Below are 14915 nucleotides of genomic sequence, written 5' to 3' on the forward strand. Positions count from 1 at the left end.
TTGTCCCCTTCCAAGTTAGGAAACCCCCTGCAACCTGTAGGGGGTTTCCATGGTCCTTATGGCTTGCGGCTTCTGCCTACTTCACACGGCCGGCAGGAGTCACTTCTTCTTCCATCGGCTTATCCGCCTGTTTGAAATGTACATCGTGAATATGAACGTTGACTTCAACAACACTCAAACCTGTCATCGATTCAATCGCTGTCTTCACGTTATTTTGAATATCGCTTGCAACCTCAGGAATCCGATTTCCATACTCAACAATGATGGAAACGTCGATGGCAGCCTCACGTTGACCAACATCTACCTTTACGCCTTTGGACAAATTCTTGCGCCCAAGCAACTCAGCAATGCCTCCAGCCAATCCACCGCTCATTCCCGCAACGCCCGGCACTTCCACTGTTGCCAAGCCGGCAATGATTTCGATAACCTCGGGGGCAATCTGGATGCTGCCCATATCTGTTCTGACGTAATCCGGAGCGATTGTGCTCATTGTGGCACCTCCTAAGATTTATTCAAGCTTATGATTAAGTATTTGGAAAAGCTACCTTAATTCATTAGTATAGCATTTTGGCAAAATTATGACAAATGGTTGTCACTATTCCGAAACGTTCACATTGTGTTCTTCAAGGAACTTAATATCGTGGTCCCCTTTAATGAACTTCGGATGTTCGAGCAGCTTCAAGTGGAACGGGATCGTCGTATTGACGCCGTCAACCGCAAACTCGGTCAGCGCGCGCTTCATGCGCTGAATCGCCTCGTCCCGCGTGCTGCCCCACACGATCAGCTTGGCCACCATGGAATCATAGTGCGGCGGAATCGTGTAGCCCGGGTATACGCCGCTGTCGACGCGAACGCCGAAGCCGCCCGGCGGCAAATAAAATTTCACTTGTCCTGCAGACGGCATGAAATTGCGGCTCGGATCTTCCGCATTGACGCGGCATTCGATCGCCCAGCCGTTAATTTTCACGTCCTCTTGTGTAAAGGAAAGCGGATGCCCTTCGGCGACGCGAATCATCTCCTGAATGATGTCGATGCCGGTGATCATTTCCGTTACCGGATGCTCGACCTGGATGCGCGTGTTCATTTCCATGAAGTAGAACTTGCCGTCCGGCCCGAGCAGGAACTCCAACGTACCGGCGCCGGAATAATTCACGGCTTTCGCCGCGCGTACCGCAGCTTCGCCCATCGCCTTGCGCGTCTCTTCCGTCAGAATCGGACAAGGCGCTTCCTCAACCAGCTTCTGTCTGCGGCGTTGCACCGAGCAATCACGCTCGCCGAGATGCACGACATTGCCGTGCTTATCGGCCAAAATTTGAATTTCGACGTGCTTCATGCCCGTCAAATATTTTTCCAGGTAAATGCCGGCGTTGCCGAATGCGTTCTGCGCCTCTTGCTGGGCAGCTGTAATCTGCTGAACGAGCGTTTCCTCGTTCTCCGCGATCCGGATTCCTTTGCCGCCGCCGCCAGCCGTCGCTTTGATAATGATCGGGTAGCCAATATCGCGGGCGATCGTAACCGCATCCTCGACATTCTCCACCAAGCCGTCGGAGCCAGGGATAATCGGCACGCGCGCGTCTTTCATCGTCTGCTTCGCGACCGCTTTGTCACCCATACGGGAAATCGCGTCGGGCGACGGTCCGATGAACGTAATGTTGCAGCTCTCGCAAATTTCCGCGAAATCCGCGTTTTCCGCCAGGAAGCCGTAGCCGGGATGAATCGCGTCGCATTCCGTCAAGGTCGCAACGCTCATCAGATTCGTAAAGTTCAAGTAGCTATCCTTGGACGCCGTTGGCCCGATGCAGTAAGCTTCATCCGCCAGACGCACATGCAATGCTTCACGATCCGCTTCCGAGTAGACCGCAACGGATTCAATGCCCAACTCGCGGCAAGCGCGTATAATCCGAACAGCGATTTCACCGCGGTTCGCGATAAGAATTTTATGAAATGTCATGGATTTGCCCTCTATTCTGGCCGAACCAGGAATAATGGTTGTCCGTATTCTACAAGCTGTCCGTTCTCGACGAGCACTTCGACGATTTCGCCGCGCACTTCCGCTTCGATTTCATTCATGAGCTTCATCGCTTCCACGATGCACACGATTTGCTTGTCATTCACTTTGGAGCCGACATTCACGAATGGCGCCGCTCCCGGAGAAGCCGACGCGTAGAATGTGCCGACCATTGGGGAAACAATCTTATGTAAAGACGGGTCTTCTTGCTTAGCTTGTCCTACAGCAGGCGCAGCTGTGCCCGCTTCCAGAGCAGCTGGAGCCGCGCTGGCGATGCTCGCTTGCGGAATCGGCGCGAAGCCTTGATGCGCAGCCGGAGCGGTTACATAAATAGGCTCGGATTTATTCGGTTTACGAATGGAAAGGCGTGCACCTTCATTTTCAATTTCAAGTTCTTGTAAAGAGGATTGATCGACGAGTTTGATTAACTCTTTGATTTCACTCAGTTTAAACATTCATGTCACTCCTTTAGACGTTGGTGAACCATTAAAAAATGCGTTTTCATAGCCGCAACGTATGTATTATACCTATAAACGCAAGAAATGGAAAGAGTCCAGTTTGTCCGGACCCTTTCCACTGCGTTTCCAAGCGGCTTGGGTTTCGCTATTGGCTTATGGACGCACGTATTGAATTTTGACGTTGTCCGGTGTTGTGCCAAGCTCTTTCACAACCAGATCGACGATCGTCACGCCTTGGCTTTTTTCCAGTTTATCCGCTTGCACGGTGACTTTCCATTTACTGCCGTCTTGGCTGATCACCGCTTGCGGATAGTCTTGAATCAGTACGTCTTGCAGGTTTTCAATTTTATCTTGCAAATCGCTCAGGGCGGTCAAGTCGTTGGTTGCTTTCGCTACGTCTTGCGGCGATTTTTTGGCGTCGACGATGATGTTCATAAGATCTGTGGAGGCTTTTGTAAAGTAGTCGTTTTGCTTCATTTGCTCGTTTGTAAAGTAGTCGCTGGCGGACGTCGTTTTCGCTTGCTCTTCCATTTGCTTCAGCACTTGATCATCCGTTTTGGTCGTATTCGAGGATGTTGTTTTTCCGTCCGTCTTTGTCGAAGTTTGCGTAGAGGATTGCGTTGTTGTTGCCTTCGTATCCGTTTTTGTCGAAGTTTGTGGAGCTGTTGCTTTTGTATCAGTTTTCGCATCTGTGCCAGTTGCTGCTTTTACATCTGTTGTTGCGCCTGTCACCGGATCGACTTGACTCATATCAATCGTAACCGCCTGGGAACCGCTTGTTTGCTCCGTCGTTGCCAAATCGAGTTTGTTGACGTCTTCGGTGAACAAGTAGTATGCCGAGAGCACTACCATCAAGCTGAGCATCGATACGAGCCAAATCGTTTGTCTTTTTGCGTTCATTTTCAATTCCTCCTTAGAATGGTTGCTTGTTTTTCGTTTCTTTATTCCCCTGTTTTGCGAGGTAAAATCGATATCCGGCTGGCCTGCACGTCAAGTCCGCGCTCGACCGCTTCGGTAATCATTTTTTTCACGGTTAAGTTTTCTGCACCCTTGGCGACGACGATGACACCGCGAATTTTCGGTTTGATGTATTTGAGCACTAGCGGTTTCTGATCCCCAGACACCTGGTAGATCACCACTTCGCCGCTTCGTGTAACTTGGGAAATATTGCGGGTCGCCCCGGCATTGTCTTTTTCCGTCGTCATTTGCTGGCTGTCGTTGTAGTTTTTGTCGACGGTCATCTCCTCGGTAGATTCAATGGTGACGAGCACTTCCACTTCACCGACGCCCACGATTTTTTGCAAAATATTTTTGAGCTGATTCTCGTAAGCTTGTTCGTACTCGTGAAAGTTCGAATTTTCTTTACTCCCGCTGCCGGCAAACGTTTCCTGGCTGGAAGGAGAAGCGCGCCCCGTATTGATGGGATCAACATCTTTGACGGTCATAAACGTATTTAGAATCATCAGCGCAGCGCCTGTCAGACCAATCAGCACCACCCAAAGCAGCGTGTTTTTGCGTTTCGGTCCACCCGGTCCTCCGCCGAATTTTTGCTCCATCCATTGCAGCAATGTTCCCATCGATTCACCTCGCGATCCATCCTTTCGGCACTTCGAGTTGAAAGTCCATTTGCTCTTTATTCACGAGCCAGTTCCGCGCCAGTACGCCCTGAAGCTTCGCCAGTTCATCCTCTGACAACTGCGGAGTTCCCTCGTCCGGAGCCGCCGCTGGCTTGACGCCAGTCGGGGAATCACGGTCGATGCGAATCGGCTCTACCGGCTTGACCGGCTCAACTGAGGCAATGCTCCGGTCTCCCGGTGCCGTATTCTTCCCAGCTTCTATATCATCAAGGGTTACCTTCACCATCTGAATGGCGGGCTTCCCGTTATTGTCGATCTGAACTTGCACGGCGACATCCTTGATATGGCGCGTCGTCTCTTTCTGTAACTGCTCCTTCATTGCGCTTGCGAGCTGAGTCTGGACAAGGAGCTGCGTTTGCTTCTGCTCCGCACTTTGCAGCTTCTGCGCATCTTGCTGAATCACGTTCAGTGCCGGCATAGAAGCCGAACCGCCGATCCCTTGCGCAAGCGCTGCGCGTGCATTTTGCTCGTTCTCCGCCTGCCCAATCAGACGATCCAGGCTCCAATCCTTCTGGAACAACTGGAGTACGGGCGACAGCAGCGTCAGCAGAATGAACAGGCTGAGCACGGTTTTGACGTAGCGCTGCATCGTATTGCTCGGCAGCAGCAAGTCGACGAACGTGGCGAGCATAATGACCATGATGACCGTTTTCAGCCATCCGGCTAACCAATCCATACGAGGCCTCCTTTCACCGCATCATGACGGATACGTTGCTGATCGTAATCATGATCGTCAGTGCGAGAAAGAACATCAGACTGACGGCGGCGAGTGCGGCGAATACGTAAATCAAGCTTCGGCCAATCGTTTGCAAGCAGGAGATGATCGGGCTGTCGCCGAGCGGCTGCATCAAGGCAGCCGATAAGTTGTAGATAAAGGCGAGCGTTAAAATTTTGATCGCCGGGAATGCACACAAGATGACAAGAATGACGACGCCGACGAGGCCTATCGCATTTTTCACCAATAAGGAAGCGCCGATAACGGTCTCCGTCGCATCCGAGAACAATCGCCCGACTACGGGAACAAAGTTGCCGGTGATATATTTTGCCGTCCGAATCGCCACCCCGTCCCTAACCGCGCCTGCCGTGCCTTGAATGGAGATGACACCGAGAAAGACGGTGACGAACACCCCCAGCAAGCCGAGACTTACCGTTCGCAGGAGATTCGCCAGCTGTGTCACCTTGTACTTGTCGCTGAGCGAGCTGACAATGTGCAAGACGGCGGAGAAGAACAGCAGCGGGAAGACGAATGCGTAGATTGCCGTGCCTACTGTGTGAATCATGAACACAATGAGCGGATGCAGGATCGCGAGTGAAGTCACATTCCCCATAGAGGCCAGCAAGGTCAGCATCAGCGGCATAATCGCGATCATGAATTGGATCATGGAGGAGATGGCTGTTTTCGCATACCCAATGGCGACACTGAAGGAGTTGATGGCGATGATGATAAGTACCATATAGGTAATCGCGTAACCGAGCTTGCTCACCGAATTGCGTTCAAAGGAGCTTTGCAGCGTCTCCAGAATCATGCTGAACACCGTCAGGATCACGATGGTTGCGAGCAGCTTGCCATTGATCAGAATTTCGTGAAATACATAGCTGAGCAGCCCTTTAAAAATGCTTTTCATGTTGATGCCCTTCGTGCCAAGGAGGATCTCCATGAAGCTCGGCGTCTTGCTCTCGGGAAAATAACCCCCGTATTCCTGCATGAGCTTGTTCCAATACTGCTCGACAGGTTCCGTATTCAAATGATTGACCTGCTCCTTGATCATCGCATCGGTCGGCGTTTCGGCGGATGAGCCGGTTGCAAGGCCCAGCCATGCGCCGATCATCAGGATGAGGATCAAGACCCAACGGTTGTTCAGCTGCTGGTGCGAATAGGATGGATGCATGCTTGTCACTCCTCAGGTCCTTCTTTAGGCGGGTAGCAGTTTGACCACCGTCTCGATAATGACGGTAATAATCGGAATCGCCATCACCATAATGAGCACCTTGCCGGACAGCTCAATTTTGGAAGCGATCGATTCCTGCCCTGCGTCCCGGACGATTTGGGCGCCGAATTCGGCAATATAGGCGACACCGATAATTTTCAGAATTGTTTTAAGAAACACCATGTTGACGTTGGACTTGACAGCTAAATCCTCCAGCACGCCGATGACGGCGGAGATTTTGCCGATCAGGAACAAGAAGATGGCGATTCCCGTAAAAGCCGCGAGCAGAAAGGCGAACATCGGCTTTTGTTCTTTGATGATCAGGGTTAGAATCGTAACGAGAAGTCCTAGTCCTACGATTTGGATGATTTCCATCAGGCTACCTCATTGGAATAGGAAAATGGTTTTGATTTCCTTAAATAAATTATCCAGCATGCTGACGACCATGAAGAGGACGACAACGAAGCCGATGACCGTGACCCAATGGGCCATATCCTCTTTGCCCATCTGCTTCAGCACCGTGTGGATCATCGCGATGATGATGCCGATGCCGGCAATCTGAAAGATGGCGTTCACGTCAATGTTCATTCCTGGCACCTCAACCCTCCGTCAATACATTAAAATCACAATCAGAGCACCGACCAGGACACCGAGGCTTTTCCACATTTTCTCGTAGCGGCGCTGCTCTTCCCGCGATTCCGCCTCTTCGGCCTGAAGCTGGGAGATGGCCAGTCGCAAATGCTTCATCTGATCGCTGCGGTCGGATTGTCCAAGAATCGTCCCTAGGCTGAGGACCACTTCCTGTTCGGGGCGTTTCATCGAGGTTCGCGCCCAGACTTCCTTCACCGCGGCCCTCCACACTTCGTTCATCGACAGCTCATAGTTCGCCAGCAAGCGCTCCGAGGACAAGCGGAACAGCGTTGCCAGCGGCTCGGCCACTTGCTTCCCCAGCGAAGCGAACGCTTCAGGCAGCGGTGTAAGTCCGTATGAAATTTCGGTCTCCATGCGCCCCAATGCGCCGATCAAGCCTCGAATTTGCTGCGGCCTCTTCGCATAGTGGGAAGCTTGCAGAAATCCGAGCAGCGTTCCCGCACCGATGATGAGCACGCCGCCAAGCATTTTAAACATCACATTATCGCCCTCTTTCAGGATGCCATTCGAACGGCTTGCCGGTATGGTCCAGGATGCGAAAGTTCGCGGGAGCGCCTTTTCTGCGCGAAAGGATCACATACTTCATGAAGACGCCGTCCTCGATCAGCTCGCGCAGCACCGGTCTTCGGCGAACGTCTTCGTAGGAGGCGCCGTGCGCAGTTGCCAGTACACGGATGCCGGAGTGCACCGCCTCGTGAATGGCGACGGCGTCTTCGGCTCGCCCGATCTCATCGACGACAAGCACCTCGGGCGACAGCGAGCGGATCATCATCATCATGCCCTCCGCCTTCGGGCAGCCGTCCATCACATCGGTTCGCGGGCCCAGATCGAAGCGGGGGACGCCCTTATAACTGGCGGCAAGCTCCGAGCGCTCATCGACGATGCCGACCTTTTTACCGGTCAAATGCGCGTAACGGCTTCCCCATTCTCCCCGGGAGATGAGTCTCGCGAGATCGCGGATTAGCGTTGTTTTACCCTGCTGCGGGGGAGAAATAATGAGCGTGTGGTGCAGGCTTCCGATCACTGGATCCACTAGGCAGGGGAGGATGTCCCGCCCAACACCGTGAATTTCCTTGGCGATCCGAATGTTGAAGGAGCCGACATCGCGAATTTGCTTCACATGCCCGTTCTCCAGAATCGTCCGCCCCGCAAGCCCAACCCGATGACCGCCGGTCACGGTGATATACCCTCGTCTCAGCTCTTCTTCGAAGGTGTACAGCGAATGATTCGTCAGCATCTCCAGCAGCGCCATACAGTCCTGCCTCGTCGGCCTGTACGCGGCCGAATCGTCGTTCACCGGATTGCCGGTTGGACTGACAAAGGCGTAGCGGTCCTCCCAGCTGATTTCCAGCGGGCGCGACTCTCTCACTCTTATTTCTTCCATGCTAGCTTGTACGTTTCCAGGCAGTTCGCTAAGAAGCGATCGCAAGGAATGTGGCAACAAGTAGAGCACATTGGCAAGCATCAGCAGACAGCCTCCCCAAGTTGTCCAGTCTTCTATATTTATTACTATGCTTACTAGAAAGAAATATGACCGATTACTTTTTCAGAATGCCGATAAATAAACAACACACGCCTGCGATAATCCAAAGCATCTTGCCAAGTGATAGTTTCTCGGCGATGCCTACCAATCCAACCGTCGTTGTTGTTAATAGAACTAGAGGACCTACTAGAGCCAGACCGGCGTTCACCAGCAGTGCCTTTTCCACGGTTGCGAGCCGCAGCATCAGTATGGCAGCAATTAATTCGAGCGATCCCGACAGCACGCGCAGCGAAGCCATCGTCATGACGATTTTGTTCAACGCATTCCACCTCCTTGAGCCAAAGATGACAGCTTATCCTTTTTACCTAACGTATGCGGGCCCGTCTCATTTTAGGCATGCTGGGCACCACCAAAAGTGCGGATGCATATGCTGAACACATAACTTGGCGCGATCAAAAAATAGTAGATCCATTTTTGATTGCGCATTGATCCTTCGAAGGAAGATGAGGAGATTTACCGATGGAAGTGACTTCTCAGTTGCAATGGAACCCCGTTCTTGCCGACCCTACAGGGGCCAGAGAGGCAAAACCGAGAACGCTGGGGAAAACAATGGTAATGGACAAAGGGCTTGGCCTGATCGCCTTCCAGGATTTGCTTCATACCTCGGGTGAGCATATCGACATGATTAAGCTTGGTTTCGGTACCTCTCCGCTGTATCCGCAAGCTGTGCTGAAAAGCAAAATCAATCTGGCCAAGGAGCATGGTATCTGCATTTATCCCGGCGGCACCTTCTTGGAAGTCGCAGTTCGTCAGGAGGCGGTAGATTCTTATTTTGATACGATCATGGCACTCGGGTTTAACGGCGTGGAAGTGTCGGACGGCACCATTCAGATGGAGCGTCGTCTGCGTAATGAACTCATCGGCAAAGGGATTGCGGAAGGATTAACCGTTGTGACGGAATATGGCAAAAAAGGATGGGGGTCGACCATCGAGCTGAATGAGCTCATCGAGACCGTTCTCATCGATCGTGAGCTCGGTGCCTCGCTGGTGACGATTGAAGCGCGGGAGTCTGGCAGAGGCGTCGGCATTTTTGACGAGGAAGGAAACTGCAAAGACGAGGAACTGCAGCAAGTGTTGGACGCGATCCCGAACCGGATTCTGCTCTGGGAAGCTCCGATGAAGAACCAGCAGGTGCACCTCATTTCCATGCTCGGTCCCGGAATCCATCTTGGAAATATTGCGCCTGAGGAAGTGATTGCCCTGGAAGCGCTGCGGAGAGGACTGCGTTCCGACACGCTTGCTTTAGGTGCGAGGAAGGAATAAATCATGCATATCGAAGTTGTTGCCAATATCGGCGAAGCCAGAAGCGAAGAGTTTCTTCATAAAACGGTCGTTGTAGTCGACGTTCTCCGCGCAACCAGCACCATCATCACGGCACTCTCGAACGGCAGCAGCGGAATTGTTCCCGTCGAAACCGTCGTGAAAGCCAAGGAACTGTGTCGGGAAGGGGATTTGCTGGGAGGTGAGCGCTACTGCAAAAAGATTCCCGGGTTCGATTTCGGCAACTCTCCCTTGGAGTACACCCGCGAGGTTGTGCGGGATCGGCGCATTATCTTGACGACGACCAACGGAACGCGCGGCATTCAGAAGGCGCTCAAAGCCTCGCATGTGCTCGCGGGCGCCTTGATGAACGGCCGCGCCTGCGCCGATGCCGCGATTCAGCTCGGGCGAGACACCGTCATCGTGTGCGCAGGCACCCAGGATGTGTTCTCCCTGGAGGACGGCTTGTGCGCCGGTCTTATCATGCACGAAATCATTCAGAGGCTCGGAGCCGAGCACGTGCAAGCCAACGATTTCGGTATGGCGATGCACAGCGCTTACTTGACGTGCAAGCATCGCCTGCTGGACCATCTGCTCTCCTGCAGCAATGGGAGGAAGATGAAAAAATCCGGCTTCCTAGCGGATATTATTCTATGCGCGCAAGCAAATATTTCCGAAGGCGTGCCGATTCTCGAGAACGATCACATGGTGCTGCTGTCGCGATAATCAGCCGCCACAACACCAGCTTCCGTTCTAAATACAAGCCCCCCTCATACAATAAAATGAACAACCTGAGGACAAGGGGTTATGGGGATGAATGGAGATTTGCTTTTAGTGCTTCTGATCATTATTGGATTGATTGGCCGGTCTCCCATCATCACGACGGCAGCTTGTATTTTGCTTGCCGTGAAGCTGATTGGGCTTGACCGGTTTTTTCCTTCCATGGAACGCAAAGGCCTGGAACTTGGCCTGCTCTTCTTGACCATCGGCGTTTTGGTCCCTTTCGCCAGCGATCGGATCTCGATGAAGGACATTTTATCCGTCTTCACGACATGGCCGGGCCTCATTGCCTTAGTGGGCGGCGCGGTCGCCACCTATATGAATGGCAAAGGCCTCGAACTACTGAAAATAGACCCACAATTAATTGTGGGTCTTGTCATTGGTTCGATCTTCGGCATTTTGTTTATGCGCGGTATCCCGGTCGGCCCTTTGATGGCCGCCGGCATTACCGCATTTCTATTAAAAGTCGCTTATTTTATCGCGGACAAATGGCACTGATTAGCGGCGATCTTGCGGGCCGCCGACAAACGCTTGCTCCGTTGTATCAAGACCATAAGCCGAGTGCAGCGCGCGAATCACGTCTTGCAGCGGAGCCGCGTCGATGACGCAGGACATTTTGATTTCGGACGTGGAGACGAGGGAAATCGAGATGCCCAGATCGGAAATGACTTTGAACATGGTAGCCGCAACCCCTGGCGTGCTGACCATGCCGGCGCCGACGATGGACACTTTCACCAGGTTCACTTCGGACGTCACTTCGCGGAAGCCGATTTCGCCGCGGATTCGTTCCAGAACGTCAAGTGCTTTTTCACGGTCATTCAAGTTTGTTGTGAACGAGAAATCCGCGGAACCGTTGATCACACCACTTTGAACAATGATGTCCACGTCGATTTGCACGTCTGCGAGCGCAAGGAACACCTTGGCAAGCTGACCCGGCTTCTCAGGGACACCCAAAATACTGACTCTTGCTACGTTTTTGTCATAAGCGATGCCGCGGACAACGATTCCTTGCTCCATCACTGCTTCCTCCTTCACATTCGTTCCTTCATTGTAAGTAAAGCTCGAACGCACCACGAGGGTCACGTTGTAATTCTTGGCATATTCCACCGCACGCGGATGCAGAACGGCTGCGCCCAAGTTGGCCAGCTCCAGCATTTCGTCGTAGGAGATTTCGTTCAGTTTTCTTGCGACTTTCACAATGCGCGGATCGGTCGAATATACGCCGTCTACGTCCGTATAAATTTCGCACAGGTCCGCTTTGATCGCTGCCGCCAGCGCAACAGCCGTCGTATCCGAACCGCCGCGGCCCAGCGTCGTAATCTCGCCTTCCTGCGTCATTCCTTGGAAGCCCGCAACAATGACGACATTCCCCTGCTCAATCGCGTTCAGGACACGCTCAGGCTGAATGTCGGTAATTCTTGCTTTGCCATGCACAGCTTCTGTATAAATCCCGCTCTGCCAGCCTGTGAACGAAACGGCTTGCTCGCCAAGATTATGTATCGCCATGGACAACAGCGCAACGGAAACTTGCTCGCCTGTCGTCAGCAGCATATCCATTTCACGAGCCGCTGGAAGCGCCCCGTCATTAATTTGATTAGACAGATCGATTAACTCATCCGTTGTATCTCCCATCGCAGACACGACAATTACACAAGAATGTCCTTCACGCTTGCGTTCTACGATTCTTTTTGCAACACGCTTCATTCGCTCCGCATCACCGACAGAGCTTCCGCCAAATTTCATCACTATAAGAGACAAAGCCGACCCACTCCTAACGCATCATACTATTGCATAACAATTCAATATTATAACATAATTCGCGCAGCCTGTGGCAACAAATTATACGTGCGCCAAAAAGCCCCGAAGCGCTCTCTACCGAGCGTTCATCGGGGCTTGGCTGATTAAAGCTTAAGCACGGGAGATGTATTTGCCGTCATCTGTGTCGATCAGCAGAACATCGCCTTCGTTAATGAAAAGCGGCACCATCACGTTAAGGCCTGTTTCAACCTTCGCGTTTTTCAGTGCGCCTTGCGAGGTGTTGCCTTTTACGCCTGGCTCAGTTTCAACGACTTTGAGCTCAACGCTTTTCGGCAGGTTGATCCCCAGGATTTCACCTTGGTAGCTCATGATCTTGATGTTCATGTTCTCTTTGAGGAAGTTCAGTTCCCACTTCAATTGCTCATAGGAGAGAGTGGATTGGTCGAACGTTTCGTTGTCCATGAACGTGTACTCGTCGCCTGCAGCGTAGAGGTACTGCATTTCACGGTTCTCGATGTGCGCGCGGCCCACGCCTTCGCCTGCACGGAACGTGCGCTCAACGGTGTTGCCGTTGCGCAGGTTTTTCAGCTTGGAGCGAACGAATGCCGCACCTTTACCCGGTTTTACGTGTTGGAAGTCAAGCACGGTGAAGATGTCGCCTTCCACTTCGATCGTCAAGCCTGTTTTGAAATCATTTACAGAAATCACTTGTTATTCCCTCCGCTAATCAATGATAAGAAAATCTTTGGTAGAATGCGTAAGTATTTTAATGCCGGTGTCAGTAATTACAACGTCATCCTCGATTCGAACTCCGCCGAAGCCGGGGAGATAAATGCCAGGCTCAACCGTAACCACCATACCAGGTGTTAAAATCGTGTCTTCGGTTTTCGACAAGCGCGGCGACTCGTGAATCTCCATCCCCAGCCCGTGTCCGGTCCCGTGACCGAAATAATCCCCGTAACCGTGCTTCACGATCACGTCTCTTGCGTACGCGTCGCCTTCGCGGCCCGGAATGCCCGGTTTCAGGTTCGCCAGGCAGTTCAACTGCGCCTCAAGCACAATGTCATAAATCTCTTTATGCTTGTCCGTCGGCTTTCCTAGCATAACCGTTCTGGTGATGTCCGAGCAATACCCTTTATAATACGCGCCAAAATCCAATTTGACAAATTCGTTCCCCTGGAGAACGCGGTCGCTTGCTTTCCCGTGCGGGAGCGCGGAGCGTTCGCCCGACGCCACGATCGTCTCAAAGGAAGTCGACGTGCCGCCATTCTTACGGATGAACATCTCGATCTCAAGGGCGATGTCCAGTTCTTTCACGCCTGGCTTGATGAAATTCAAAATATGGCTGAACGTCTGATCCGCCAAGTCCGCCGCTTCCTGCATCACCTGCAGTTCGGCGTCATCCTTCACCATGCGGATTTGCTCCACAAGGCGCGAGGTCGGAACGAACTCCACGCCCGGCAAGCCTTGCTGGTAACCCAGGAAGTCGCCGTACGTCACGTCCGCCTGTTCAAAGCCAAGCTTGGTAATTCCTTGCTTTTGCAGCAGTTCCAGGACGCTTTCGATCACTTTCGGTTTATGTTCCACCACTTCAAACAGCTTCGCTTGCTGAGGAGCTTGCGTCATATAACGGAAATCGGTTAGCAGGATGGCACGTTCTCCCGTAATCAGAACATAGCCGGAGGAACCCGTAAAGCCAGTCACGTATGTACGGTTGTATGCGTTCGTGATGAGCAAAGCCGGCAGTTCTTGTTGTTGCATAACCTGACGAAGACGTTCAATTCGTTTCTCCTGCATCCAAATCACCATTCCTTCTTACAATGTGTGTTCAACTTCCTCTACAAATGAGGTAGTAATGCACGTAATCCGAGCTCATAGCTCGCAGCGCCAAAGCCGCAAATCTGTCCGATTACAACCGGTGCGGTAACCGAATGATGCCGGAATTCTTCGCGCTTATGAATATTGGAAAGATGCACTTCCACAGTTGGAAGCTGAACCGTCGCGAGGGCGTCCCGGATCGCATAGCTGTAATGCGTAAAAGCGCCCGGATTAATGACAATTCCGTCTTTGGTGCCGTAAGCTTCGTGAATTTTGTCAATCAGGCCGCCTTCGTGATTCGACTGAAAGCATTCCAGCTCGATCTCAAGCTGCGCAGCGAGCGCCTCCAGATTTTGGATAATAACTGGCAACGATACGGTACCGTATACGCCAGGCTCACGCATGCCGAGCATATTCAAATTCGGGCCATTCAGGACTAGCACTTTTTTCAAAACCGATCACTCCCGATACGTGCAGCATCATCAAATAGCTGTTTAAGCTATTTAACCCGTATATTTTACCATAACTTTCATGTCTTGTGTATAGGATGTGTGAACCGCCGATCGGTATATTCAATCGCAATGGAGTACCCGATAAACATGCCCCACACCAGGAACAAGCAAAAGTCCGTAATGTTCGTATACAGCCCAAGCTCCCAGCTCCAGTACGTCATTCCCGTAAATGGACCTACGGCCAAATAAATGATCGCCCACCAGACAGCTCCATAGCCGACGCCCCACCAAGGGCTGCGAAGCTTCCACATTGTCATCATATAGAGGAAAGCCGCGATAATGGACAATCCGATAAAGAACACCCAGCCGACGAACAACCCTGCCCATGTGTCAAAAAAGCTATGCTTGAAAAAAGGCTCTGCGATAAAGCCGATCGACACCGTCGTAAATTTGAAATAATGCTCCACGATTTTGACCGCGCCCCAAATGCACCCCGCGAAAAAACCGATATAAAGCGCGAATTTCCAGCGATTCGTTAAAATTCCTCCCGTATGGGTTGCCTGCTTTTCCACCTAGTATCTTCCTTTCTCTACAGGAGCTGCTTCATTTTCCTATGTCATTC

Annotated in this window: 20 protein-coding genes; 3 read left to right on the plus strand and 17 right to left on the minus strand. The window is 52.0% G+C overall.

Translation table 11 applies throughout. The features are described from left to right. Positions 1 to 76: 76 nt before the first annotated feature. The 12 genes from ABE504_RS07565 to ABE504_RS07620 all read right to left on the minus strand — a co-directional run bounded on the left by ABE504_RS07565 (position 77) and on the right by ABE504_RS07620 (position 8469). Entirely contained in the window at positions 77 to 490 is a 414-nt protein-coding gene (locus ABE504_RS07565) for an Asp23/Gls24 family envelope stress response protein (protein WP_430086599.1), read from the minus strand. 105 nt (positions 491 to 595) lie between these two features. Next, positions 596 to 1951 carry an acetyl-CoA carboxylase biotin carboxylase subunit gene (accC, locus tag ABE504_RS07570; RefSeq protein ID WP_126141206.1) on the minus strand — a complete coding sequence of 452 codons (1356 nt, stop codon included), beginning with the start codon at positions 1949 to 1951 and terminating at the stop codon, positions 596 to 598. Positions 1952 to 1962: 11 nt separating this feature from the next. Next, the gene (accB, locus tag ABE504_RS07575; protein ID WP_430086602.1) at positions 1963 to 2463 is read right to left on the minus strand and encodes an acetyl-CoA carboxylase biotin carboxyl carrier protein; all 501 of its coding nucleotides are present in this window, start codon (positions 2461 to 2463) and stop codon (positions 1963 to 1965) included. Positions 2464 to 2619: 156 nt separating this feature from the next. Then, positions 2620 to 3366: a SpoIIIAH-like family protein gene (locus ABE504_RS07580; protein ID WP_430086605.1), complete on the minus strand. Its 747-nt coding sequence runs from the start codon at positions 3364 to 3366 to the stop codon at positions 2620 to 2622. A 41-nt stretch (positions 3367 to 3407) separates the two neighbouring features. After that, positions 3408 to 4043: a stage III sporulation protein AG gene (spoIIIAG, locus tag ABE504_RS07585; protein WP_430086608.1), complete on the minus strand. Its 636-nt coding sequence runs from the start codon at positions 4041 to 4043 to the stop codon at positions 3408 to 3410. 4 nt (positions 4044 to 4047) lie between these two features. Next, a complete protein-coding gene (gene spoIIIAF / locus ABE504_RS07590; RefSeq protein ID WP_430086610.1) occupies positions 4048 to 4779 on the minus strand; it encodes a stage III sporulation protein AF in 732 nt (243 codons plus the stop codon). 13 nt (positions 4780 to 4792) lie between these two features. Beyond that, a complete protein-coding gene (gene spoIIIAE / locus ABE504_RS07595) occupies positions 4793 to 5992 on the minus strand; it encodes a stage III sporulation protein AE (RefSeq protein WP_430086613.1) in 1200 nt (399 codons plus the stop codon). Between the two features lie 24 nt (positions 5993 to 6016). Continuing rightward, positions 6017 to 6406, minus strand: a complete 390-nt coding sequence (spoIIIAD, locus tag ABE504_RS07600; protein ID WP_126141212.1) for a stage III sporulation protein AD — start codon at positions 6404 to 6406, stop codon at positions 6017 to 6019. A 9-nt stretch (positions 6407 to 6415) separates the two neighbouring features. Continuing rightward, complete coding sequence (gene spoIIIAC, locus ABE504_RS07605) at positions 6416 to 6619, minus strand: stage III sporulation protein AC (protein WP_126141299.1); 204 nt, start codon at positions 6617 to 6619, stop codon at positions 6416 to 6418. A 21-nt stretch (positions 6620 to 6640) separates the two neighbouring features. Continuing rightward, complete coding sequence (spoIIIAB, locus tag ABE504_RS07610; RefSeq protein WP_430086616.1) at positions 6641 to 7159, minus strand: stage III sporulation protein SpoIIIAB; 519 nt, start codon at positions 7157 to 7159, stop codon at positions 6641 to 6643. A gap of 4 nt (positions 7160 to 7163) precedes the next feature. Next, on the minus strand, positions 7164 to 8147 hold the full coding sequence (gene spoIIIAA / locus ABE504_RS07615) for a stage III sporulation protein AA (protein ID WP_430086619.1): 984 nt from the start codon (positions 8145 to 8147) through the stop codon (positions 7164 to 7166). A gap of 73 nt (positions 8148 to 8220) precedes the next feature. Beyond that, the gene (locus tag ABE504_RS07620; RefSeq protein WP_430087423.1) at positions 8221 to 8469 is read right to left on the minus strand and encodes a YqhV family protein; all 249 of its coding nucleotides are present in this window, start codon (positions 8467 to 8469) and stop codon (positions 8221 to 8223) included. Positions 8470 to 8684: 215 nt separating this feature from the next. On the opposite strand from ABE504_RS07620, the gene ABE504_RS07625 reads away from it, so the two are divergent. The 3 genes from ABE504_RS07625 to ABE504_RS07635 all read left to right on the plus strand — a co-directional run bounded on the left by ABE504_RS07625 (position 8685) and on the right by ABE504_RS07635 (position 10763). Then, positions 8685 to 9488, plus strand: coding sequence for a phosphosulfolactate synthase (locus tag ABE504_RS07625; protein ID WP_430086622.1), 804 nt, complete (start codon positions 8685 to 8687; stop codon positions 9486 to 9488). A 3-nt stretch (positions 9489 to 9491) separates the two neighbouring features. Beyond that, positions 9492 to 10211: a 2-phosphosulfolactate phosphatase gene (locus ABE504_RS07630; protein WP_430086624.1), complete on the plus strand. Its 720-nt coding sequence runs from the start codon at positions 9492 to 9494 to the stop codon at positions 10209 to 10211. Positions 10212 to 10298: 87 nt separating this feature from the next. Next, complete coding sequence (locus tag ABE504_RS07635; protein WP_430086627.1) at positions 10299 to 10763, plus strand: DUF441 domain-containing protein; 465 nt, start codon at positions 10299 to 10301, stop codon at positions 10761 to 10763. On the opposite strand, the gene ABE504_RS07640 is transcribed toward ABE504_RS07635, so the two are convergent. The 5 genes from ABE504_RS07640 to ABE504_RS07660 all read right to left on the minus strand — a co-directional run bounded on the left by ABE504_RS07640 (position 10764) and on the right by ABE504_RS07660 (position 14865). Beyond that, positions 10764 to 12023: an aspartate kinase gene (locus ABE504_RS07640; RefSeq protein WP_430086630.1), complete on the minus strand. Its 1260-nt coding sequence runs from the start codon at positions 12021 to 12023 to the stop codon at positions 10764 to 10766. 150 nt (positions 12024 to 12173) lie between these two features. Beyond that, the gene (gene efp, locus ABE504_RS07645) at positions 12174 to 12731 is read right to left on the minus strand and encodes an elongation factor P (RefSeq protein ID WP_430077314.1); all 558 of its coding nucleotides are present in this window, start codon (positions 12729 to 12731) and stop codon (positions 12174 to 12176) included. Positions 12732 to 12746: 15 nt separating this feature from the next. After that, positions 12747 to 13820 (minus strand): M24 family metallopeptidase, encoded by a 1074-nt coding sequence (locus ABE504_RS07650; protein ID WP_430086634.1) that lies wholly within the window; start codon positions 13818 to 13820, stop codon positions 12747 to 12749. Positions 13821 to 13861: 41 nt separating this feature from the next. Beyond that, the gene (gene aroQ, locus ABE504_RS07655; RefSeq protein WP_430086637.1) at positions 13862 to 14293 is read right to left on the minus strand and encodes a type II 3-dehydroquinate dehydratase; all 432 of its coding nucleotides are present in this window, start codon (positions 14291 to 14293) and stop codon (positions 13862 to 13864) included. Between the two features lie 77 nt (positions 14294 to 14370). Continuing rightward, positions 14371 to 14865, minus strand: coding sequence for a YqhR family membrane protein (locus ABE504_RS07660; protein ID WP_430086639.1), 495 nt, complete (start codon positions 14863 to 14865; stop codon positions 14371 to 14373). Between the last annotated feature and the right edge of the window lie 50 nt (positions 14866 to 14915).

Source organism: Paenibacillus oryzisoli, assembly GCF_050467285.1.
Taxonomy (GTDB): domain Bacteria; phylum Bacillota; class Bacilli; order Paenibacillales; family NBRC-103111; genus Paenibacillus_E; species Paenibacillus_E oryzisoli_A.